The organism is Agrobacterium sp. D14 (genome assembly GCF_001526505.1).
GTDB classification, from domain to species: domain Bacteria; phylum Pseudomonadota; class Alphaproteobacteria; order Rhizobiales; family Rhizobiaceae; genus Agrobacterium; species Agrobacterium leguminum.
Map to the genome: position 1 here is coordinate 60,177 of NZ_ASXX01000002.1, position 20,614 is coordinate 80,790.

A 20,614-nucleotide genomic window follows, 5' to 3' on the forward strand; every position below is an offset into this window, starting at 1 on the left:
TCCCAATAAGCGATCATTTGCATACCGGTATGCCGGTTGTCAACAGACTTGTGTTCCGGTATACCGGTTATGAAAACGCTGGAGGGTATATGCCGAAAATTCCCGTAACAGGTGGCACCGTGCCGACAATGGAGCGACTGGACCTTAACCGTCCGGTCGTGGACCAGATCTATTCCGCGCTGAAATCGGCCATCCTTTCCCGGGAGCTTTTTCCCGGCCAGGCGGTTTCGGAAAACGAAATCGGCCAATTGTTCAATTCCAGTCGAACGCCGGTGCGCGAAGCGCTGAGCCGCCTGCGGGATGACGGCCTGATCGTCACCCTGCCAAGCCGCGGCACCTATGTCTCCAGATTATCGGAAAAGCACATTCGCAGCGCGCAGTTCATCCGCGAGGCGCTGGAGGTCGCTGCGGTTTGCAGGCTGTGCCAGATCGGCATAACGGCGGAGGCCGAGCAGGAGATCGAACACGCCCTCACCGGCCAGCGCGCAGCCATGCACCGCGGGGACAGAAAGGCTTTCCGTGTGCATGACGACCAGTTCCACAGCGCGCTTGCCGCAGCGACGGGGCTTGAGAGGCTGGAGACGCTATTGATCCGCGAGAAGGCGGGACTGGACCGCCTGCGCGCGCTCGCCATCACCGACGAGGCGCATATGGCGCGGCTGCTCTCCGAACATGAGGCGGTTTACGATGCGATCAAGGCCGGGGACGAAGCCCGTGCGACCGATGGTTTGCGCAAGCACCTGAGACGCGTCCTCGGCATTCTTTCGCAGGTTTTCGAGAACCACCAGGACTATTTCGAATAATTCCGCGCCATCATCTTCAACGGTTCGAGCATCATGAATACGGCTACTCCCGAAAAAGCGCTTGCCATGTCGCAGGCGAAACTTCTGTGCGACACGATGAGCACACTTGCGGAATCCCCTGTCTGGGACGAGCGGCGACAGGTGCTTTTCTGGTGCGATATACTCGGCAGGACGGTGCGGTCCGCAGCGCTTGAGCCAGGCCTCTATCGCGAATGGGCGTTTCCCCATACGGTCTCGAGTCTCGGTCTCTGTCGGAACGGCGACCTCATCGTCGCCTGCGGCATGGATATTGTCATCCTCGATCCGGAGAGCGGCAAAACACGCCTTCTCCACTCCCTCCCGTCACCGGACGGCATTCCCTGCCGGCTGAATGACGGACGGATCGGCCCCGACGGCGCCTTCTGGGTGGGAACCATGCACAACGTGCCACTCACGGACATGGAGCCCCATGGTGAACTTTGGCGGATCACCGAAAAAAGCGCCGAGCGCATGCAGACCGGCCTGACATGCCCGAACGGCCTCGCCTTTTCCCCGGACGGCTCCATCATGTGGCAGAGCGATTCCGTCCAGAAATGGATACGCCGGCGAAAATTCGACAGCAGGAACGGCACATTCGATGAGGGCGTGCTGGTGGCCCGGATGACGGAAGAGACGGGAAGACCCGATGGCGGCTGTCTCGACAGCAGCGGCACCTATTACAGCGCGGGCGTTTCCGCTGGCCTGTTGAACGTTTTCACGCCCGATGGCAAGCATGCGGATGTGATTGCGACCCCTGTGCCGCACCCCACAATGCCGTGCTTCGGAGGACCTGATTTCAGCATCCTTTTCCTGACATCACACCGACACAACATGTCCGAAGACCGGCTGGCGAAAGCACCATTTTCGGGCGGCGTCTGGGCGATCCCGACACAGACGAAAGGCTTTGCCGCCGTCCGTTTTGGCGAAGGTGGATAGAGCCCGGAAACCAGGCCCAGATTCCTATTCCTCACGGAAGGCGCGGCTGATCTGGTCGGTGAGCGGTTTGGCGATATAGGACAGCGCCGTCCTTTCGCTGGTCTGAATGAACGCCTCGGCCGGCATGCCCGGCACCAGCGGCGCATTGTTCAACTTCTGCCGCTCAGAAACCGGCACGGAAATCCGCGCCAGATAATAGGAGAGACCGCTGCGCTGATCGGTGGTGATATCCGCCGCGATGCGGCTGACATGGCCTTCCAGTTCCGGCGTGACACGCTGGTTGAAGGCGGTCATGCGCAGCATGGCCTTTTGCCCCACCTGAAGCTGATCGATATCCTTCGGCACGATCTGCACCTCCAGCGCCAGCTCGTCTCCGTCAGGCACGATGAGCATGATCGGATCCGCCGGCGTCACCACGCCGCCCACCGTGTGCACGGCCATTTCATGCACCATGCCGGATTGCGGCGCGACGATATCGATGCGCTTCAGCTCGTCTTCGGCGGCAACCTTGCGCTCGACGAATTCGCCCATCTGCGCCTGTATTTCCCGCAGTTCCCGCCCGACCTCGGTGCGCAATTCCTGGTCGATCTGCAGGATTTGCAGTCTGGTTTCGGTGATGCGCCCTGCTGTCTGCGCCTGATAGGCGATTTTTTCGCCGCGCTCGCCGCCGAATGTCGCGGCCTGCGTCTGCAGGCTGTTCAGCCTCTGCACCGAAACGATACCCTGTTCGCGCAGGGATTTCTGCGAGGTGATTTCAGCCTCCAGCACGGCAAGGCCGTTATCATAGGCGACTTCCTGCGCCTTCAGCCCTTCGATCTCATGTTCGAACTGGGTGATGCGTTCGGAAAGCTGCGCTTTGCGCCCTTCGCGATAGGATTTGCGGAATTCGAACAGCTTGGTCTCGCTGCGCATGGCGGAGGCGACATCGGCATCGTCTTTTCGCGCCATCAGCGCCTGCGGAAAAACGAGCTCCGGCAGATCGTCGCGCTCGGCCTCCAGCCTTGCCATGCGCGCATTCAGCTCATCCAGACGCTTGGTCACGATGGCGAGATTGGCGCGGGTCTGGGTCGCATCAAGGCGCATGACCACATCCCCGGCCTTTACCCTGTCGCCCTCATTCACCAGAATTTCGCCGACGACACCGCCGCTCGGGTGCTGCACCTTCTTGCTGTAGGAATCCACCACCAGATGGCCGGAGGCGACAACCGCGCCGGCAAGATTGGTCGTCGCAGCCCATCCGCCGACACCGGCCAGCAGCGCTACACCCGCGGCAAGGCCGGCAACAAGATGTTTGCGGATGGAGCGGGACACATGGCTGCGCTGGTCAATGTTTGACATCCGCATCTCCTTCCTGGCTGTTCTCTTCACGGACGTCTTCCAGCACCAACGCCTGCGGCTGGGTATTGGCGACGACGCGCAGCGGCGAGATCGTCTGGGCGGATGCGGTAAATCCCTTGGCCGCCTGCGTTTGCGGAACGCGCAGTACCTTCGAAAGCACCTCGTCACGCGGGCCGAAGGCCTTCATCCGCCCCTCTTCCATCATCAAAATGAAATCGACAGCACCGATGGCGCTCGGCCGGTGGGCGACGACGACGGCAATACCGCCCCGCGCCTTGACCGAGGAAATCGCCTTGACCACGGCAGCTTCGCCTTCCGCATCGAGATTGGCGTTGGGTTCGTCCAGCACCACGATGAAGGGATCGCGGTATAGCGCGCGGGCAAGGCCGATGCGCTGGCGCTGCCCGGCGGAAAGCGCCGAACCCGCCTCGCCGATATCGCTGTCATAACCCTTTTCGAAACGCAGGATCAGTTCATGCGCGCCCGCAGCCCTGGCCGCCGCGATGATGGCGTCAGGATCGGGATTATCCTCGAAACGGGAGATATTTTCGCCGATCGTGCCATCGAACAGCTCCACGCCCTGCGGCAGATAGCCGATGTGGCGGCCCAGCGCCTCACGATCCCACTGCTCGAAACTTGCACCGTCCAGCCGTACCTTGCCGGCCGCCGGCATCCACGCGCCGGTGAGAATGCGCGCGAGCGTGGATTTACCCGAGCCGGAGGGGCCGATGACGCCGAGCGCGTTTCCGGCGGTCACGATGAAGCCAAGCCCGGTGACGGTCGGCTTTCTTTCTCCCGGCGGAACGATGGTGACGTTTTCGACCCGCAGTTCCTTTTCAGGCTTCGGCAGGGCCATGGCGGCGGCATTGGCCGGCATCTGTGCAAAAAGCTCTCTCAGCCGCGCCCAGCTCTGCCGGGCGGCCACGAAGGACTTCCAGTTGGAAATGGCGAGATCGACGGGCGCCAGCGCCCTGCCCATCATGATCGAACTGGCGATCATCACACCGCCTGAGGCCTCCTGATTGATGACGAGCCAAGCGCCGACCGCCAGAATGGCCGATTGCAGCACGACCCGCAAAGACTTTGCGATGTTGCCGAGACCGCCGGCCACATCGCCCGCCTTGCGATTGGCGGCAAGATAGGCCTCGTTGGAGATTTGCCAGCGTTTGCCGAGCCGGCCGCCAAGCCCCATGGCCTGCACGACTTCGGCATTGCGGCGCGAGGCCTCCAGCTGCCGGTTGCGGGCCATGTTCTCGACCATGGTGTCGCGGATCGGCTTCTGCGAAAAGATATTGGTGAGGATCGTCAGGGAGACAAGCAATATAGCGCCGGCAAGCGCCGTCACGCCGATCCAGAAATGAAACAGAAAACATATGCCGAGATAAAGCGGCATCCACGGCAGATCGAAAAAGGCCGTCGGCCCCGTGCCGGAGAGAAAACCGCGCACATTGTCGAGATCGCGCAGCGGCTGGAGACCGTCGCCCGGCATGCGGTTGACGAGCGGCAGGCGCACCACCGCATCATGCACCCTGCCGGAATAACGCATGTCGAAATCTTCACCGATGCGGATCAGAACGCGAGCGCGGATGATATCGAGCAGGCACTGGAAGCCGTAAAGGCCAAGCGCGAGAATGGCGATCCCGACCAGCGTCGGCAGGCTGCCGCTTGCCAGAACCCGGTCATAAACCTGTAGCATGAAGAGCGGCGACGTGAGCGCGAGTATATTGACCACGCCGCTGACGAGCGCAACGCCGAGAAATGTGCTTTTAAGGGGCGAAACAACCGCCGCAGTGAGGGACTGCGGCGGCGTCTGCTGGTGGTTTTGAAAGCCCACAGCCTGATTTTCCTTTACGCGGCAAGCGCCGATGCGCTGGCGAAAATGAAGTCCGATGCGTCGAGTACGCTGGAATCTACACCAACGAGGGTGATAGTGTCGCCACCAAAAATGTTTTCGATGACAGCATCGCCGTTTGCATTGTTGCTGATGAAGACATCGTCAATGCTCCCGGAGCCCCAAGCGGAAACGTCCAGTTTGTCCGTACCGTCCTGGTAGCCGTAGGTCCCGGTGGGACCGGCCTGCACCACATCATTGCCGCCGGAGAATACAAAGGTATCTGCACCAGCAAAACCTGTCAGGGTGTTGGAGGCAGTCGTGTCCTCGATCACCGTGCCGGTGGCGGCAAAGTAATCATAGAAGCCGGCCAGCGAACCGAAGCGGGCAAGCTGGTAGACGGCGAGATCGAGAAGTCGCGGGCACCGGCGAGCGAATAGGCGCTGTCGGGATCGATCAGCAGTTCCTGCTGGCTAACGGCGATGCCGCTGGTGGACTGGCTGTAGCCGGTGCCCAGAACGATGCTGTCGACCGAACCCGTCAGGTTACCCTGCGAGTACTGCAGAGCGCCGCTCATGACGATGCCCTTGCCGCCGGTGCTGCCATCGCCCCACGCCTCATAGGTCGTGTTCGGATCGATGGTGGTGGTGGCGAGAGAGCTGGTCTGAGCGTCGTAGAACGCACCATAGGTCGAACCGAAACCGCTCGTCCAACCGTTGAGGTAGCCGATCAGATCCGAGGAAGACTGCGTCAGTTGAATTGTGGTAGCCATAGGTGTACTCCTTTGCTGGCCAATATCGATACCTTCGTCCTGTGGCGAAGGCGTTTCATCTCCGGGACGGGCTGCAACCCAGCCCGGAGAATTTCTTCCACGGTTCAGAACTTCACGTTCATCGTCGCGATAAAGGTGCGGCCCGGCGCCGTGTAGGCGCTGGCTGCCGGAATGTATTTGCGGTCCGTCAGGTTATTGACGGCGAAGCGAAGCGTGGCCTTGTCGTTGAAGGCATAGGAACCGTAGAGATCCACCGTCGTGTAGGGATCGGTCACCTCACGCAGATTGCCTTCCGTATCCAGCGTACGCGACTGCGTCGGCGTAACGTGGTTGAGCCTTGCGCCCAGCGAGAATTTTTCATCGAAGAAACGCATGCCGCCATCGAGCGTCAGCTTCACCTTGGGCGCGACGTCGCCCGGCCAGGCAACGATTTCACCGGTTGTGGTGGTCGTGCCGTTGGAAAAAACCTGTGTCTTTTCAGGCCATTCTGTTTTCAGAAATGTTGCCGAGCCGCCGATCCAGAAACTGCGGGCATCGTAATTGCCCTCGAATTCCAGCCCGCGCATATAGGTCGTGCCGTCCAGATTGACGAAGCTGGTATAGGTGCGGTCGAGAACCTGATCCGTAACGAGATAACCGAGCGCGATATAGTCCTTCACCTCGCGGCGAAAGGCGGCCATTTTGATGCGAATGGAATCGTCGTCCAGCAGCACGCCGTCGAAGCTCATATTCGCGCCGACTTCGTAGGTCGTCGCCTTTTCGGCACGCAGGGCCTGGTTCGGAGCGTATTCGTATCCGGGGCTGTCGCCCGGGCGAGCTCCTGCGAAAAATGCCTCGAGAATTGTCGGCGGACGCAGGCTCTGGGAATAGCTCACATAGGGGCGGAACCAGTCGACGGGTTTCAGTTCGATCGTCGCGGAAGGTAGCCATGCGCTGTAGGTATGGTCTATCTCCACGTCATAGGAGGGATATTCCGTTGAGTAAGTGGTAGCATAGTAAGTCGTTCCGGCATCACGCCACCGGCCGTCAATGATTTCGCCCCTGGTGGCGGGCCAAACGTTGTTCAAAGTATTGCAGGAACTTGCCCTCTGGGCCGCAGTGAAAGTACGGCCACCAAACACCCCAGTCATGCAGATGGCGTAGACGCGGCTGTAGGTCGCCGGCAGGTATTGTGAAACATACGTGAGATAACTGTCTGCCGAGCCAACAATACGGTTTGAGCCTGTAGCGACTGTAACCTGATTGTAATATGTCGTGCGCCCCTTCAGTCGCGACCAGTCATACCGAACACCACCGCTTAACGTGATCCAGTCTGCAGGTTCCAGCTCACCGTTGAAAAATAGGCTCGCTACATCACGTCGCCCTGCCGGGCTAAAAGCGGTATAACTACTGGCATAAGAGGGGTTATTTTCGATGGTGGAACTGGTGGCAACCGAAGAAGCAATATCTCGAAAAGCCTCGACGCCGTAGTTAAGGCTAAGCTCGCCTGCCGGTGTAGTGGCACGACTGGTGTTTTCAACGCTAACGCCGAAACTCCGTAGGCCCATGTCAAGATTGGTTTCAGCCGCATATCCTGCGCTCCCGGCTCCAGTGCGCGCCGCACGCAGTTCATGCGTCATATTATCGTTCAGCCACAGAGACGACTTAAAGTCGATGAGTTCGCTCTCCGGATCCCAATCCAGCTTCGCGACAACGCTGTCGTTTCTTACGCTTTCCCGGTCGATCACCGTGGAAGCGCCCTGAACGAAGTCATTCTCCTGATGCATCCAGGACAGCGAAGCCTTGACGTCGCCGAAGTCGCCTTCGCCCTTGAAAAAGGTCGACCAACCGTCGCGGCCGAGCAAATCCTTCATTGTCAGCGCGGTGCTGCGGGCCTCCCCTTTTGTGCCGACCTTGTATTCATCCATGATCGTGCGGCTGTAGCCGGCGACGAAGGAGAGAGGACCATCCGGCGAGCGAACGGCGCCGAGAACCGAGCCCTGAAAATCATAGCCATTGGTGCCGCGGGAAACATTCGCTTCCCCGCCTTTGTTTTCACCCTCGGTAATCAGATCGTCGGCGCTGACGGTTCGGAACTCGACCTTGCCGCCCAGAGAGCCGGCATTGCCTGAGCGCGCATTGGTTATTTTCTCGATCTCGACGGCACGGATGAAAGCGACATCCACATAACCCTGCCCGGCGCTTGCGGTGTAGCTCGTGGCGCCGCCGAAGGCCGCACCACGCTGCGCATTCTGCCGCGCGCCATCGATGGAGACGACCACGCGGCCGCTTTCCTGCAAACCGCGCACATTGGGCGAAACGGTTGGGAAGCTGCCATTGCCCTCGCCGGCATAAACACCGGAAACCCGGTTGAAAACATCGCGCGTGTTGCGCACCCCGGCCGACTGGATCGCCTCACGGCCGACCACGCTGACGCTGGCGGGCGTTTCATAAACCCAGTCGGGCGTCCCCTGATAACCGGAACCGGCAATGGAGTTACGCCCGGTCTTGCCGGTCAGGGTAATGGTTTCCAGAACCGTCGTACCCTCCGCCGCGGAAAGATCGACGGTCGATTGCCCCGTGCCGATGACGACGGTTCTGCCATTGCCGGCGATACGGAAATTGACGCCCGTTCCCGCCAGCAACCGTGACAGCGCCTCCCGCACCGTGAAACTGCCGGTGACGGCATTGGTGCGCACATTGCCTGCCGCCGGCGTGGCAAGCGTGACCTGAAGGCCGGATTGCCGTCCGAAAGCACCCACGACCGATGACAGCGACTGCGCGGGAATATTGAACGGCCGCGTCGCCCCCTGCTCGCCGCCTGGACGCTGGGAATTGGCGGTGTCAGCTCCGGTCTGGGCCAGAACGGGCGTCGCGAATGAAACGGCGACCGCCGTTGTCGCCAACAGAACGGCCCTGCGAGCCTGCTTTGCTGCTTTTTCCCCTGAACCGGTCTTGCATGTCTGGAGGCGCATATTGCTTTTGTCTTCCTGTCTTTCGCTCCGGATATATCTTGACCGGATTACTCAACAAAAAGACGATTGCCTCGTCGATTTTTTTCAGGCTTTCGGAAGAAATTTTATAAATTACTGAAAATAAATATGATTTTTTGTTTCGGAATATTTCAGAAGCGGGTGATGATGCGGGCGCTGCCGCCAATCGCATGCACCTTGCCCTTATAGGGTTCCACCAGGGCTTCCAGCGCGCGATCCGGGTCGCGCAGATCGTAAAACCCTGTCACCCTCTGCTCGGCAAGCCGCTTGTCGGCCATAGTCAGCCACGCCGGATGGTAACGCTGGATCTGTTCCACGACCGAGCCTATCGTCGCATCGACTACATAGAGTTCGCCATTGCGCCAGCCGCCAATATCCTCGACGGAAACAGTCTCTTTGCGGATCGCACCGGAAGCGTCGACAATCAGCATCTCGCCCGGCACCAGCCGCGTTGGCGGCGCATTGCGGAAAGACGCCTCTACGGAACCGTGCGCCAGCGCCACCTGGGTTACGCCGTCTGTCAGGTCGACGTCGAAAGCCGTGCCCAGCACCTGAACGGTCACGTTTTTTGCCTCCACGACGAAGGGACGCGTTTTGTCCGGCACGACGTCAAAAAAGGCTTCCCCCTTTAGCACCGTCACATTGCGACGGCCATTCGTGAAATCCGTTGAAAGCGCGCTCGCGGCGGCAAGCTGCACTTTGCTACCGTCTTCGAGGGTGATCGTGCGGCTTTCGGCGGTGGTGGTCTGATAGTCAGCCTCCAGGCGAACGAAAAATGCCGGAACGAACAGCACCGCAAGACAGAGGGACGCCGCCGCCACAGCCGCGCCAGCATAATGCCGCACAGACCAGCGCCGCCGCTGCGGCTTTGTCGCGGCCTTGCCGGGCAGATGCGGCGCATCTTCCCAGAGGTTCTTGAATTCCGGCTCTACCAGGCCGAGATTGCGCCACGTCTTGCATGTTCGTTCCCAGGCGAGACGGTTTGCCGGCGCTGCCGCCAGCCATTGCTCAAATTCCGCCTTAAACCGCGGTTCCGCCGAGCCAGACTGCAAGCGCAGCAGCCAGTCGGCCGCCTCCTCCGCCTTACCGGCCGGCAATTCAATTTTTTTCTCTGGATCAATGGTCATTGAACCGGGCCAGTTCCTTTGCGGGGCGGAGGAGAAGCGTCGTCTTCTGCATTGCTATAAAGACGTTTGAGGAAGAGATTTTTTTCACAGGGCGGGACAATCGGGACTATTTTACTTCATTTCTTTGGTAATCGCGGCAATGCTGCCCTTGATCAGACGATGTGCGCTGGCCAGGGACACGCCAAGGTGACGCGCAATCTCTTCCATATTGTAACCACCGAATCTGTGCATTTCCAATGCCACCCGCGCCTGAACCGGCAGGCCGGCCAAAATAGTCCGCATCTGCCGGACCTCGTCGCAGAAAAGGGCATGCTCCTCCGGCGTACCATTGTCCTGCGGCACGCCCCAGAACGGCGTATCGTCCGGCCGTTCCCGAAGGTCCTGGCGGCTGCGCCGGCGATTGTCGAGCGCAAGATTGCGAACGATGCGAAACAGATAGGATTTAAGGTTGGAAGGATTGCCGGAGGCTTCGGGAACGAATTTCAGGAAGGCTTCCTGAACCACGTCCTCCGCATCCGCCCGCGACCCCAGAATGAGGGTGGCGTATTTGATCAGGTCGACCCTATGCGCGACGTAAGCGTTATAACGCTTGTCATCTTCCCGTATGCCCATGTCTCAACCGAGAGAAATTTCAAGGATCGACGAAACCTGCCGCCCCCGAATGGCCGCGCAGTTCTGCCGCTCAAAGCTCTAGCATCCAAACCGTGGATCGAACAGATATTTCATGACTATTATCATCAAGAATTTGTGCAGGCCGCATCGAGCGGACCCGGCAGCGAAGGCGGCCGGGTCTTGACCTATCAGATGGCCCCGTCGACGATGACCATGGGTCTGCCCTGCGAGCAGGGCTCGATACGGGCATCGATGCGATAGATATCGCGCAGCATTTCGGGGGTTATCACTGCTTCGGTACTACCGCTCACCACCATTTCACCACGCGCGATAACCATCGTATTGGCGCAATAACGAAGCGCATGGTTGAGGTCATGCAGGGCGATCAGCACGATCATGCCGGTCTTCTGCGCCAGATCGGTAACGAAGCCCAGAACCTCGATCTGCCGGTGAAGATCGAGCGCAGACGTCGGCTCGTCCATGAGCAGCACTTCCGGCTTGCGCGCCAGCGCCTGCGCCAGCGAAACAAGCTGGCGTTGACCGCCGGACAATTCGCCAAGCCCGCGGAAAGCCAGGTCGTGGATTTTCAGCGCCTTGAGAATGGCGTCGATCTCGAACAGCTCATCGTCATGGACCCGCCAGCCGCCGCCCTGCTTGGCGGAAAGAAGTACGGATTCATAGACGGTCAGAACGGCGTTGGCGCCGGTATCCTGCGGCATGTAGCAGATGGCGCGGTTGCCGCGAGCCGTATCGGAGAGTTCCACCAATCCGGGACCGGAAATCAGGCTGGCGATGCGCTTGAAAAGCGTCGATTTGCCGGCGGCATTCGGGCCGATCACCGCCGTCACACTGCCGCTTTCCAGCGTATCGATGCCGACCTTGGAGAGAACCGTGATGCGCCCATAGGCGGCGCCGACATCTTTCAGTGCGAGCGCTACCATGCGCGCCTCCTGTTGCCGAAAATAAGCGCGAAGAAGAACGGAACGCCGACGAGCGCCGTGATGACGCCGATCGGCAGAATAGCGCCAGGAATGAGAATCTTGCTGATGACCGAGGTTGCCGACAGAAGCAGCGCACCGCAGATCACCGAGCCGGGCAGGAAGAAACGCTGGTCCTCACCCACCACCATACGGGCGATGTGCGGACCGACCAGCCCGACGAAACCGATTGTGCCGACAAAGGAAACCGGAATGGCCGCCAGCAGGCTGACCGTCAGCATGGTCGTCAATCGCAGCCGCCGGACATTGATGCCCATGCTGGCCGCCTTGTCATCGCCGAGCCTCAGCGCCGTCAGCGCCCAGGCATTGCGCATGAACAGCGGCACGGTGACGAGGAGGATGGCGGCGGTGATATAGACCTTGTCCCAGGTCGCCTTCGTCAGGCTGCCCATGGTCCAGAAAACCACGGCGGCAAGCGCCTGTTCGGAGGCCAGATATTCAAGCAGCGACAGCGCCGCATTGAAGGTGAACACCAGCGCGATGCCGAGCAGCACGATGGTTTCGACCGTCACCCCGCGAAGCGTCGAGGCGAAATGGATGAAGAGAGCCGCGACCATGGCCATGATGAAGGCATTGATCGGCACCATGTAATGCACGGCGCCCGGAAAGATCGCCACGCCGCCAACCAGCGCCAGCGCCGCACCGAAGCTTGCCGCCGCCGAAATGCCGAGCGTGAAGGGGCTGGCGAGCGGGTTCGACAGGATGGTCTGCATCTGTGCGCCCGCAACCGAAAGCGACGCTCCGACGGTCACCGCCATCAGCGCGATCGGCATGCGAATATCCCAGATCACCACCCGAAGCTGGTTTCCGACGGCGGCCGGATCGGCAATCGTCGCCAGAACCTCGGAGAGCGTATAGCGCGCCGGACCGAGCGCCATGTCGGCGGCCATGCTGAAACACAGCGCGATAAAAAGCCCGAAGAGGATGATTATCCTGCGCGCGGCAAGGGCGCGATATTGATCGCGCCCACTGATGCCAACCGCGCTTTCATTCAGCGAACTCATTGGTTCAAACCTTTTTCGAGCGAGGCGAAATAACCCGGCTTGTAGGTGACGGGCAGGAATTTGCGGTGAAATTCCTCAAAATTCTTTTCCGGATCGAGATCGGCGAAGAGATCGGGATGGAACCACTTGGCGAATTGCTGGATCGGGAAGAATTCGTAGGGCGCGCCATAGAACTGGTGCCAGACGGCATGGACATTGCCTTGCTTCACCGCCTTCAGTTCCGGAAACGGCGTGCGCTTCATAAGATTGGCCAGTCGCTCACGGGAGAGAGCCATATCCGCCCCGCGTCCGACCGGAACGAACTGGTTGATGTCGGACTCAGCGGCCCAGTTGGAACCGGTGACGATGACGTGGTCCGGATCGGCAACGACAAGCTGTTCGGGATTGAGATCGCCGAAGGTCGTCTTGATGATGCCGTCGGCAATGTTATGGCCGCCAGCAAGATCGACCATCGCGCCGAAATTGACCGGTCCGAAAGTACGGCAGCAATTGTTTTCGCCGGAAATGCCGGGCGCGCGTTCGATGAAGACGTTCGGGCGCTTCAAGTCCTTGACGCTGGCGAGCCGGTCGGTCACGCGGGCGATTTCGGCACGGCGATAGGCGATGAATTCCTTCGCCCGCTCTTCGGCGCCGAAGAGTTTGCCGAGAATTTCGACCGAGGCTTCGCTGTTCTTTTCAGGATCGATGCGGAAATCGAGATAGATGATCTTGATGCCGGCGGCGGCGGCCTTTTCTTCGAAACCGCTCTCCTTGGCGGATTTCTCCGCTTCCAGGTTGAGGGTGATCACATCGGGCGAAAGGGTGATGGCCGTTTCCAGGCTGAAATCGCCCTGAGGCACATAACCGAAGCGCGGCAGTTTCTCGATCTGCGGAAAACGCTCGACATAGGCGGTGTAGCTGTCGGGGTCCTTCTTGAGAAGATCGTCGCGCCAGCCGACAATGGTGTCGAAGGTCTTGTCGCCCTTGAGCGCGGCAATGACATGCACCTGGCGCGCCTCGCCGACGATGACGCGTCTGGCCGGCAGGTCCAGCTCGACTTTGCGACCGGTGACATCGGTAATCTCGGCCGCCAGAACCGGCACGGCGAGAAGGGAGAAAGCCAGCACCGCAAGATGCCTGAGAGCGTTGAGCCGCATGAGAAATCCTCATTGAGTTCCAAAACAAAGCGATAAAGCCGCATGACTGCGGCTTTATCCATCGGTTGGACGGCGCTCCCCTTCACCGTCCCTTTATTACTTGGCGTCCTTCAGCGAAACGAAGTAGCCGGGCTTGTAGTCGAGCGGCAGGAAGCGGGCATGCAGTTCCTTGAAGGTCGCCTCCGGGTCTAGGTCCTTGAAGAGGTCCGGATGCAGCCACTTGGCGATTTCCTGAACGGCCACGAACTGATACGGGTTGTTGTAGAACTGATGCCAGATGGCATGGACATTACCGTCCTTCACCGCCTGTACGCCGGTGAAAGCCGGGCGCTTGGTCAGGTTTTCAAGCTTGCGATGGGCTTCCTTCAGATCCGCGCCATAACCGACGCCGACCCAGTTGCCGCCCGGAACATAACCGTTCCAATTGCCGCCGGTGATGATGATCTGCTCCGGGTTGGAGGCAATGATCTGTTCCGGATTGACGGTGCCGAAGGTGCCGGGAATGATGTCCTTGGCCATGTTGACGCCGCCGGCAAGCTCCACCATCTTGCCGAAGTTCTCGTTGCCGAAGGACATGCAGCAATCGTCGGAGTAACCGCCGGCGCGCTCCATGAACACGACAGGCTTCTTCGGATTGGCCTTTTCGAGCGTATCGGTAACCTTGGCGATGGAGTCGGCGCGGAACTTGATGAAGTCCTCGGCGATCTTTTCCTTGCCCGTCAGCTGGCCCATGAGGCGCATGCTCGGCTCGGTATTTTCCATCGGCTTTTCACGGAAATCGACGTAAACCAGCGGAATGCCGACCTTGGCGAGCTTTTCGATATAGCCCGCTTCTTCGGTCGCCGTCTTGGCGTCGATATTCATCAGGATCACGTCAGGCTTCAGGGCGACAGCCTGCTCTATGTCGAAAGTGCCGTCCTTCATGCCGCCGAAGGTCGGCAGCTTGGCGATTTCCGGATACTTTGCGAGATAGGCCGCATAGGTTTCCGGGTCGGCTTTCGTCAGATCGTCGCGCCAGCCAACCACGTGCTGGAAAGGGTTTTCCTTGTCGAGCGCAGCCAGGAAATAAATCTGGCGACCTTCACCGAGGATGACGTGCGATACCGGCACATTCACCTCGACATCGCGGCCCGTCACATCCTTGACGGTGACCTTTTCGGCGAATGCCGGCCATGCGGCGGATACGAGAAGGCCAAGGGCAAGTGCCGCAGATTTGGCTGAGATGCGCATCGGATATTGCTCTCCAGTGTTGACTGGCGCGGCTGTATTATTTTCTGACTATACTAGTCAACATTTATGTTTTAGAGCCATTCTTAACTGACCGGTACGTGAGTTGAAGACCGATGATCGACACAATCCAATATGGCAAAAACGACAGTCTGAGAGACGAAATCAAATCCTATTGGTCCGGCCGCGCCGCGACTTTCGACCTTTCCCCCGGACATGAAATTTTCTCCGAAGACGAGCGCGAGGCCTGGCACGCGCTTATCCTGAAACATCTCGGCCGCGGAGAAGGCCGCAGGGCGCTCGATCTCGCCAGCGGCACCGGCGTCATCTCGCACCTGATGGACGATCTCGGTTTTCAGGTCACCGGCATGGACTGGTCGGAAACCATGCTGGCGCTTGCCCGTGAAAAAGCGAAAAGCCGTGGCCGCAGCATCCGCTTTTTCGTCGGCGACGCCGAAAACACGATGGAACCGGATGAAAGCGCCGATGTCATCATCACCCGTCATCTGGTCTGGACGCTGGTGGACCCGCAGGCAAGCTTTGCCGAATGGTTCCGCGTTCTGAAACCCGGCGGACGGCTTCTGATCGTCGACGGCGATTTCGTGAATACCGGCTGGCGCGAAAAACTGGTGAAGAAACTGGCGGCCGGTCTCGAAAGTCTCGGCCTCGTCAAACAGGACCAGCCGCACAAGCCGGCGGACCCGGAAAACACCTTCAACAGCATTCTTTCCCGCGTTTATTTTTCGAAGGGCGCAAGGGCCGGCGATGTCGCGGCGCTGTTGCGTGCGACCGGCTTCGAACCTGTCGCAATCGATCAGGAGCTTCAGGCCATTCACCGCGCCCAGGCGAAAAATTTCAGCCTGCTGAAAGGCATTCTGCGCGGGCTGCAGCATCGTTATGCCGTGTGCGCGGTGAAGCCGGGGAACTACTCCGTCACCCCGGACTAGATCCGGGGTCCAGTGCGATCTAGTTCTTGATCACGAGAGACTCTTCCCGCGGCGCAGACGCGCCGTGGCTGGATGCCGGATTAAGTCCGGCATGACGGATGAGAGCTCAGTGCAGCCTCATTTTTCCGCCTGCTCGAAGAGGTCCTCGAACCTTGGCTTCGCCCGGCCGGGCACGTCCATCGTGCGGTAGCTCTGCGGCAGGGTCGCCTCGCCGACCTTGATCAGCATGACCATGCCCATGCCGTAATGCGGCGAGCATTTGATGCCGTAGAAGCCCGGCTTTTCAAAGCCGGTCTCGAATTCGTCATTGATCCGGCTTTTGAAACCTTCGGCACCTTCCGGGATCATGCCATCGATGGTCGCGGCATTGTGGCTCTTGTGGGTAGGCAAAAAGCGCACGCGGTCGCCGGGCGCTATTTCGAGAAAATCGGGCTCGAATACCATCGGGCCTTTTTCGCCCCGGTTCAGCATTTTCACCTCGAAGGTCTCGGCTGAAGCCTGAAGCGGAAAGCCCGTGACCGCCACGGCAATGACGGCAGCGGTGCAAAACAGTCTGGTCCTTGCAGCGGCGTTTGCGAGCGTCGTCAATATCATCATCGTGCCAGTACTTTCCTTGCATGCTCGGCCCGCCCGTGGGCCGGCAGAAAACGAATATGGGAAAAGCCGCCCTCATCCGTGGTGACGACGCATTCCACCCCAAAGACGGCGGCTATTCTCGCCGGTGTCAGAACCTCCCGCGGCGGACCGACCGCAATCATCTCGCCGCGGTGCATGATGGCGACGCGATCGCAGAACATGGCGGCGTGATTGAGATCGTGCAGCGCCGCTACGACGGTCAGGCCCTGCCGGCGCACGAGATCGAGCAGGCCGATCTGGTGACCTATGTCGAGATGGTTGGTCGGTTCGTCCAGAAGCAGGATATGCGGCTCCTGCGTCAATGCGCGGGCGATATGCAGGCGCTGGCGTTCGCCGCCGGAAAGATGGTGCCAGTTGCGCTCCGCCTTGTCGGCCATGTCGACATTGGCAAGTGCTGCATCAACAATGGCGTCATCCTGCTGCGACCAGGCGGAAAGCGGCCCGAGATAGGGCGTGCGCCCAAGCTCCACCGCCTGTCGTGCGGTGATGCGTTCGGTGGTTTCGGCCTGCTGCTCCACGAAGGCGAGCCGGCGGGCAAGGTCTCGCCGTCCCAATGAGGCAAGCGGCTCCCCCCCGAGCGTAACGTGCCCCCGGCGCGGTTTGCGAATGCCTGCCAGCATGGAGAGCAGCGTGCTTTTGCCGGAACCGTTCGGTCCGATGACGCCGAGAAACTCACCGGAACCGACATCGAGTGAAACGCCGCGCACGATATCGATATTGCCGGCGTGAAAATGCAGGTCGTGGGCGGATAATTTCATGAACGCCCCCTCTTCTGCCCGAGGATGAAGGCAAAGGCGGGCGCGCCGACGAGCGCGGTGATGACGCCGATGGGCAGCACCTGCCCCGGAATGACAATGCGCGAGAGAATATCCGCGACGATCATGAAAACCGCGCCGGTCAGCGCCGTCACCGGCAGCAATATACCATGGCGAACGCCGACGAAGATGCGCGCGGCATGCGGAATGACGAGGCCCACGAAGCCGATGGAGCCGACCAGCGACACCATCGCAGCCGTCATGATCGCCGAAACGGAGATCAGCACGGCATAGACCCAGCGCACTGGAATGCCGAGTGAGGCAGCAGCCTGACCGCCGAAGGCGAAGGCATCGAGCGCCCGGGCATACCAGAGACACACCGCAAGTCCCGCAAGACTGACCGGCAGCGCCAGCCAGACATCCGGCCAGCGCACGCCCGAGAGGTTGCCCAGCAGCCAGAACATGATGCCGCGCGCCTGTTCCGCATTGGCGGATTTGGTGACGATGAAAGAGGTCATGGCGTTGAACAGCTGCGACCCGGCCACCCCCGCCAGAATGATGGCGCTGTTGCCGTGTCCCGCCCGCACCGCGAGAAGACTGACCAGCGAAAACGCGACGAAGGCACCGATGAGCGCCCCGGCCGGCATCGTCAGGAACCCCGCTCCGAAGCCAAGCAGCGCGACAGCGACGGCACCGGTGGAAGCGCCAGCGGAAATGCCTAGAATATAGGGATCGGCAAGCGGATTGCGCAAAAGCGATTGCAGCACCGCCCCGGCCAGCGCCAAAGAAGCGCCGCAACAGGCGGCGACGACGGCGCGGCTGAGGCGGTAACTCCAGACAATGCCCTCATCCAGCGGCTCCAGCGGATAAGCCGCATGGAAGACGCGGTTGGCGATTGTTTTCGCCACGACGTCAAAAGGAATGGCAGTCTCGCCGATGGCCGCCCCGGCCATCAGCGCGACGAGCAGCAGGGCGAGCGCGGCAAAAGCCAGCCCTACCCTGCCGAGATGGGTGGAAAGACCGTTCACTTGGCGAGGCCGGCAGCCGAAATCGCCTCGGCCAGCGTTTCGATGCCTTCAATGGTGCGAATGGTCGGGTTCATCGCCTGCGCATCCATCTCGAACACATGACCTTCCTTGACGGCTGGCATGATGCTGGCCACGGGATCGGTGGCGAGGAACTTCAGCTTGACGGCGACATCGTCAGCCGGGAAACGACGGCGATCCATCTTGCCGGCGACGATGATGGAGGGATTTGCCTTGGCGATGGTTTCCCAGCCGACGGTCGGCCATTCTTCATCGCTTTCGATGACGTTCTTTAAGCCCAGCGCGGACATGATGTAGCCGGGAGCGCCATTGCGGCCAGCCACATAGGGATCGATATCCAGCTCGGCGCTCGAGAACCAGAAGACGGCCGAAAGCTTGCCGTTGGCGGAGGCGATCTTGGCGCGGGCGGCTTCCTCACGCTTCTTCAGGTCGGCAACGACCTCTTCACCGCGATCCTGCACGTTGAAGATTTTGGCGAGATCGCGGATTTCCTGGTAAATCAGATCCATGGTGAAGACGGTGTTGCGCACGCCGTCACCGCCGCCGGAATTGTCCTTGCCCATGCAATCGGCGGGCGAGGTATAAACGGGAACGCCAAGCTCGGCGAATTGCTCCGGTGTTCCGACAACGCCTTCCGGGCCGATCTGCCACTGGAACTGCGTCGTAACGAGGTCCGGCTTCTTGCCGATGACCGCCTCGAAGCTCGGATCATTGTCAGCCAGACGCTCGACCCTGGCATTGGCCTTTTCGTAGCCCTTCAGAACCGGACCGATCCACAGCGCCGTGCCGACCACCTTGTCTGCGAGGCCGAGGAGGTAAAGAACCTCGGTCGTGCTCTGGCCGACGGACACGGTGCGGACGGGCGCCTGCTTGAAGGTGATCTCCTGACCGCAGCTGTTGATCGTCAGGGGATAGGTGGTTTCGGCAGCATTGGCGGCGGCGACAGGCAAAACCGCAAGCGCAGCGGCCAGAAAGCCGGCATGGACCGGCAGGCGTCTAGAATGAAACATGTGTTCTCCAGTCGAAAGTAAATCTTATTCCAGAGCAGCAGGCGTCAGAACGCGCGGCAACAGCGGGACGTCTTGTACGGAGAACGGCAATAGGACGCAAACGAAATGTTATGGAATAACATTACAATCTCCTCCTCCGGGCTTCCCCGCCCGTAACGATGGTTTATATTTCGACGGCAGGTCTCCTGGCTCACGGATTTGCGTCACTCATCTGCCTTCCCGCATTCCGGAGAATACAGTGGCATGACGCCTCGAAGCGTCACGGGGATGAACGACAATCCGCTTACAGTTGCGGGGGCAGCCACGGCATTGGGCGAAAAAGATCGCCCGCACCATGTTCCCTATTAATCCCTTCGCCTTTCGGCTGCAGGAACCGTCGCTTTCTCACATAAGGGGCAAGAGGCGGGGCGTCAATTGCGATAGTGCCGCACCTCAGCACAAAGACGGGCCCGCCAGGGCGAAAATCTTTGCGGAACCGGAGCCTGCCGGTTGCGGCGCGCCTTTCGACATGGCGGTGAGCGTTTCGATCACCACCAGCCCGGATTGCGCCAGGAACTCGGTCAGAAGACCGCTATCCCGCACGGCATCGAGACGGACAAGCTGATCGTCGAGATCGGAAAAATGTCGCCTCACCAGCGCAATCGCATCCGCCTCGTCACCGGCGACGACCGGGCCGACAATATGGCCCCGCCCCGCAGCACGCCGCAATGCAAAGGCGGCAAGACGATCGGCCTCGAACAGGCCGTAACCCTTATTTTCCCGGAGAAGGCGTTGCAGGACACCCCGGCGCGAAACACCGAAAGCCACCCGATCCAGATCCGCCACGGCGGACAAATGATCCTCGGACAGCGGCTCGATTCTCTGTTTTCTTCCGAGCGTCGGCATCTCGGCAGGGCAGCGCGCCTTGCCGCGCAGGAGATGTACTTTTTTCGTATCTCCGGAAAAACCCAGCCGTGCGAAAAGCCGTCGCGAGGCTTCCGTGGCGTTCAACCGCAGGGCGGCTTCAGGGTAGCCCGCAATGAGCTGGCCCACCAGCCATGGTGCGACGCCCTGCCCCTGCAAACGCGGGGAAACGATGACCATGCCGACCGTCGCGAAAGCCTCATCATGGGGAAACAGCATTGCCGTTGCGACAACGCGATCGATTTCGTCAAGCGCGGCAAGCCCGACGCCGCACTGCCGCAGGAAACACCATTCGTTCGCGTGATATCGCCATCCGACAGCCATGGACAAAGCATGCAGATGATCGGCCTCCACATCGGCGATATCCACTGTCCGCAACTCGAAACTATCGACTTTGAGCAGCTCCATGACAAACGGCTCTCATTCCCTCCGGCGCGGAACCTTGATCCCGGCAGCCCAGTTCACGACATCCGAAGATAACCAGCCTCGTCAGCAGGAATTTTCCGAAAGCGCTGGAAGGACACAACAATCTACTGAAATCAC

At 60.2% G+C, this 20,614-nt stretch carries 18 protein-coding genes, 1 pseudogene and 1 riboswitch; of the genes and pseudogenes, 3 read left to right on the plus strand and 16 right to left on the minus strand.

From position 1 onward, the window contains the following. Positions 1–89: 89 nt before the first annotated feature. Both L901_RS02970 and L901_RS02975 read left to right on the plus strand, forming a co-directional pair. Positions 90–803: a GntR family transcriptional regulator gene (locus L901_RS02970; protein ID WP_035240481.1), complete on the plus strand. Its 714-nt coding sequence runs from the start codon at positions 90–92 to the stop codon at positions 801–803. Between the two features lie 33 nt (positions 804–836). Beyond that, positions 837–1,757: an SMP-30/gluconolactonase/LRE family protein gene (locus L901_RS02975; protein WP_059753314.1), complete on the plus strand. Its 921-nt coding sequence runs from the start codon at positions 837–839 to the stop codon at positions 1,755–1,757. Between the two features lie 24 nt (positions 1,758–1,781). On the opposite strand, the gene L901_RS02980 is transcribed toward L901_RS02975, so the two are convergent. The 11 genes and pseudogenes from L901_RS02980 to L901_RS03025 all read right to left on the minus strand — a co-directional run bounded on the left by L901_RS02980 (position 1,782) and on the right by L901_RS03025 (position 14,777). Further along, the gene (locus L901_RS02980) at positions 1,782–3,095 is read right to left on the minus strand and encodes an HlyD family type I secretion periplasmic adaptor subunit (RefSeq protein ID WP_059753316.1); all 1,314 of its coding nucleotides are present in this window, start codon (positions 3,093–3,095) and stop codon (positions 1,782–1,784) included. Continuing rightward, positions 3,082–4,929 (minus strand): type I secretion system permease/ATPase, encoded by a 1,848-nt coding sequence (locus tag L901_RS02985; RefSeq protein WP_059753320.1) that lies wholly within the window; start codon positions 4,927–4,929, stop codon positions 3,082–3,084. Before L901_RS02985 ends, L901_RS02980 begins: the two co-directional genes overlap by 14 nt. A gap of 14 nt (positions 4,930–4,943) precedes the next feature. Beyond that, positions 4,944–5,698: pseudogene (locus L901_RS02990) on the minus strand (hypothetical protein). Positions 5,699–5,802: 104 nt separating this feature from the next. Beyond that, positions 5,803–8,583 carry a TonB-dependent receptor gene (locus tag L901_RS02995; RefSeq protein ID WP_245289579.1) on the minus strand — a complete coding sequence of 927 codons (2,781 nt, stop codon included), beginning with the start codon at positions 8,581–8,583 and terminating at the stop codon, positions 5,803–5,805. Beyond that, positions 8,522–8,836, minus strand: coding sequence for a hypothetical protein (locus L901_RS27575; protein WP_245289580.1), 315 nt, complete (start codon positions 8,834–8,836; stop codon positions 8,522–8,524). The genes L901_RS02995 and L901_RS27575 overlap by 62 nt, the downstream gene beginning before the upstream one ends. After that, positions 8,802–9,797, minus strand: a complete 996-nt coding sequence (locus tag L901_RS03000; RefSeq protein WP_059753325.1) for a FecR family protein — start codon at positions 9,795–9,797, stop codon at positions 8,802–8,804. Before L901_RS03000 ends, L901_RS27575 begins: the two co-directional genes overlap by 35 nt. A 111-nt stretch (positions 9,798–9,908) precedes the next feature. Next, the gene (locus L901_RS03005) at positions 9,909–10,409 is read right to left on the minus strand and encodes an RNA polymerase sigma factor (protein ID WP_059753328.1); all 501 of its coding nucleotides are present in this window, start codon (positions 10,407–10,409) and stop codon (positions 9,909–9,911) included. A gap of 188 nt (positions 10,410–10,597) precedes the next feature. Further along, a complete protein-coding gene (locus L901_RS03010; protein ID WP_003524635.1) occupies positions 10,598–11,350 on the minus strand; it encodes an ABC transporter ATP-binding protein in 753 nt (250 codons plus the stop codon). Then, positions 11,344–12,411, minus strand: coding sequence for an iron ABC transporter permease (locus L901_RS03015; protein ID WP_020813248.1), 1,068 nt, complete (start codon positions 12,409–12,411; stop codon positions 11,344–11,346). Before L901_RS03015 ends, L901_RS03010 begins: the two co-directional genes overlap by 7 nt. Beyond that, positions 12,408–13,547: an ABC transporter substrate-binding protein gene (locus L901_RS03020; protein WP_059753331.1), complete on the minus strand. Its 1,140-nt coding sequence runs from the start codon at positions 13,545–13,547 to the stop codon at positions 12,408–12,410. The genes L901_RS03015 and L901_RS03020 overlap by 4 nt, the downstream gene beginning before the upstream one ends. A gap of 96 nt (positions 13,548–13,643) precedes the next feature. Then, positions 13,644–14,777, minus strand: coding sequence for an ABC transporter substrate-binding protein (locus L901_RS03025; protein ID WP_003524640.1), 1,134 nt, complete (start codon positions 14,775–14,777; stop codon positions 13,644–13,646). Between the two features lie 113 nt (positions 14,778–14,890). Here L901_RS03025 and L901_RS03030 point away from each other — a divergent pair, with 113 nt between their 5' ends. Beyond that, positions 14,891–15,721 carry a class I SAM-dependent methyltransferase gene (locus tag L901_RS03030; protein ID WP_059753334.1) on the plus strand — a complete coding sequence of 277 codons (831 nt, stop codon included), beginning with the start codon at positions 14,891–14,893 and terminating at the stop codon, positions 15,719–15,721. A gap of 117 nt (positions 15,722–15,838) precedes the next feature. Here L901_RS03030 and L901_RS03035 read toward each other — a convergent pair whose 3' ends face one another. From L901_RS03035 to L901_RS03055, 5 genes are all read right to left on the minus strand, one after another. Further along, positions 15,839–16,318 (minus strand): pseudoazurin, encoded by a 480-nt coding sequence (locus L901_RS03035; RefSeq protein WP_059753336.1) that lies wholly within the window; start codon positions 16,316–16,318, stop codon positions 15,839–15,841. Continuing rightward, positions 16,315–17,115, minus strand: coding sequence for an ABC transporter ATP-binding protein (locus L901_RS03040; RefSeq protein ID WP_059753339.1), 801 nt, complete (start codon positions 17,113–17,115; stop codon positions 16,315–16,317). Before L901_RS03040 ends, L901_RS03035 begins: the two co-directional genes overlap by 4 nt. Then, a complete protein-coding gene (locus L901_RS03045) occupies positions 17,112–18,140 on the minus strand; it encodes an iron ABC transporter permease (RefSeq protein ID WP_059753341.1) in 1,029 nt (342 codons plus the stop codon). Before L901_RS03045 ends, L901_RS03040 begins: the two co-directional genes overlap by 4 nt. Then, positions 18,137–19,168 (minus strand): ABC transporter substrate-binding protein, encoded by a 1,032-nt coding sequence (locus tag L901_RS03050; RefSeq protein WP_059753344.1) that lies wholly within the window; start codon positions 19,166–19,168, stop codon positions 18,137–18,139. The genes L901_RS03045 and L901_RS03050 overlap by 4 nt, the downstream gene beginning before the upstream one ends. Before the next feature lie 157 nt (positions 19,169–19,325). After that, positions 19,326–19,561: riboswitch (cobalamin riboswitch) on the minus strand. A gap of 39 nt (positions 19,562–19,600) precedes the next feature. After that, a complete protein-coding gene (locus L901_RS03055) occupies positions 19,601–20,479 on the minus strand; it encodes a GNAT family N-acetyltransferase (RefSeq protein WP_059753347.1) in 879 nt (292 codons plus the stop codon). Positions 20,480–20,614 lie beyond the last annotated feature (135 nt).

Bases quoted from the DNA above. Each gene is read 5' to 3' on its own strand.
- L901_RS03020 (WP_059753331.1), bottom strand. From the start codon at position 13,547: ATGCGGCTCAACGCTCTCAGGCATCTTGCGGTGCTGGCTTTCTCCCTT.
- L901_RS02975 (WP_059753314.1), top strand. From the start codon at position 837: ATGAATACGGCTACTCCCGAAAAAGCGCTTGCCATGTCGCAGGCGAAA.
- L901_RS03005 (WP_059753328.1), bottom strand. From the start codon at position 10,409: ATGGGCATACGGGAAGATGACAAGCGTTATAACGCTTACGTCGCGCAT.
- L901_RS03015 (WP_020813248.1), bottom strand. From the start codon at position 12,411: ATGAGTTCGCTGAATGAAAGCGCGGTTGGCATCAGTGGGCGCGATCAA.
- L901_RS02980 (WP_059753316.1), bottom strand. From the start codon at position 3,095: ATGTCAAACATTGACCAGCGCAGCCATGTGTCCCGCTCCATCCGCAAA.
- L901_RS03050 (WP_059753344.1), bottom strand. From the start codon at position 19,168: ATGTTTCATTCTAGACGCCTGCCGGTCCATGCCGGCTTTCTGGCCGCT.
- L901_RS03055 (WP_059753347.1), bottom strand. From the start codon at position 20,479: ATGGAGCTGCTCAAAGTCGATAGTTTCGAGTTGCGGACAGTGGATATC.
- L901_RS03000 (WP_059753325.1), bottom strand. From the start codon at position 9,797: ATGACCATTGATCCAGAGAAAAAAATTGAATTGCCGGCCGGTAAGGCG.
- L901_RS03010 (WP_003524635.1), bottom strand. From the start codon at position 11,350: ATGGTAGCGCTCGCACTGAAAGATGTCGGCGCCGCCTATGGGCGCATC.
- L901_RS03025 (WP_003524640.1), bottom strand. From the start codon at position 14,777: ATGCGCATCTCAGCCAAATCTGCGGCACTTGCCCTTGGCCTTCTCGTA.
- L901_RS03035 (WP_059753336.1), bottom strand. From the start codon at position 16,318: ATGATGATATTGACGACGCTCGCAAACGCCGCTGCAAGGACCAGACTG.
- L901_RS03040 (WP_059753339.1), bottom strand. From the start codon at position 17,115: ATGAAATTATCCGCCCACGACCTGCATTTTCACGCCGGCAATATCGAT.
- L901_RS02970 (WP_035240481.1), top strand. From the start codon at position 90: ATGCCGAAAATTCCCGTAACAGGTGGCACCGTGCCGACAATGGAGCGA.
- L901_RS03030 (WP_059753334.1), top strand. From the start codon at position 14,891: ATGATCGACACAATCCAATATGGCAAAAACGACAGTCTGAGAGACGAA.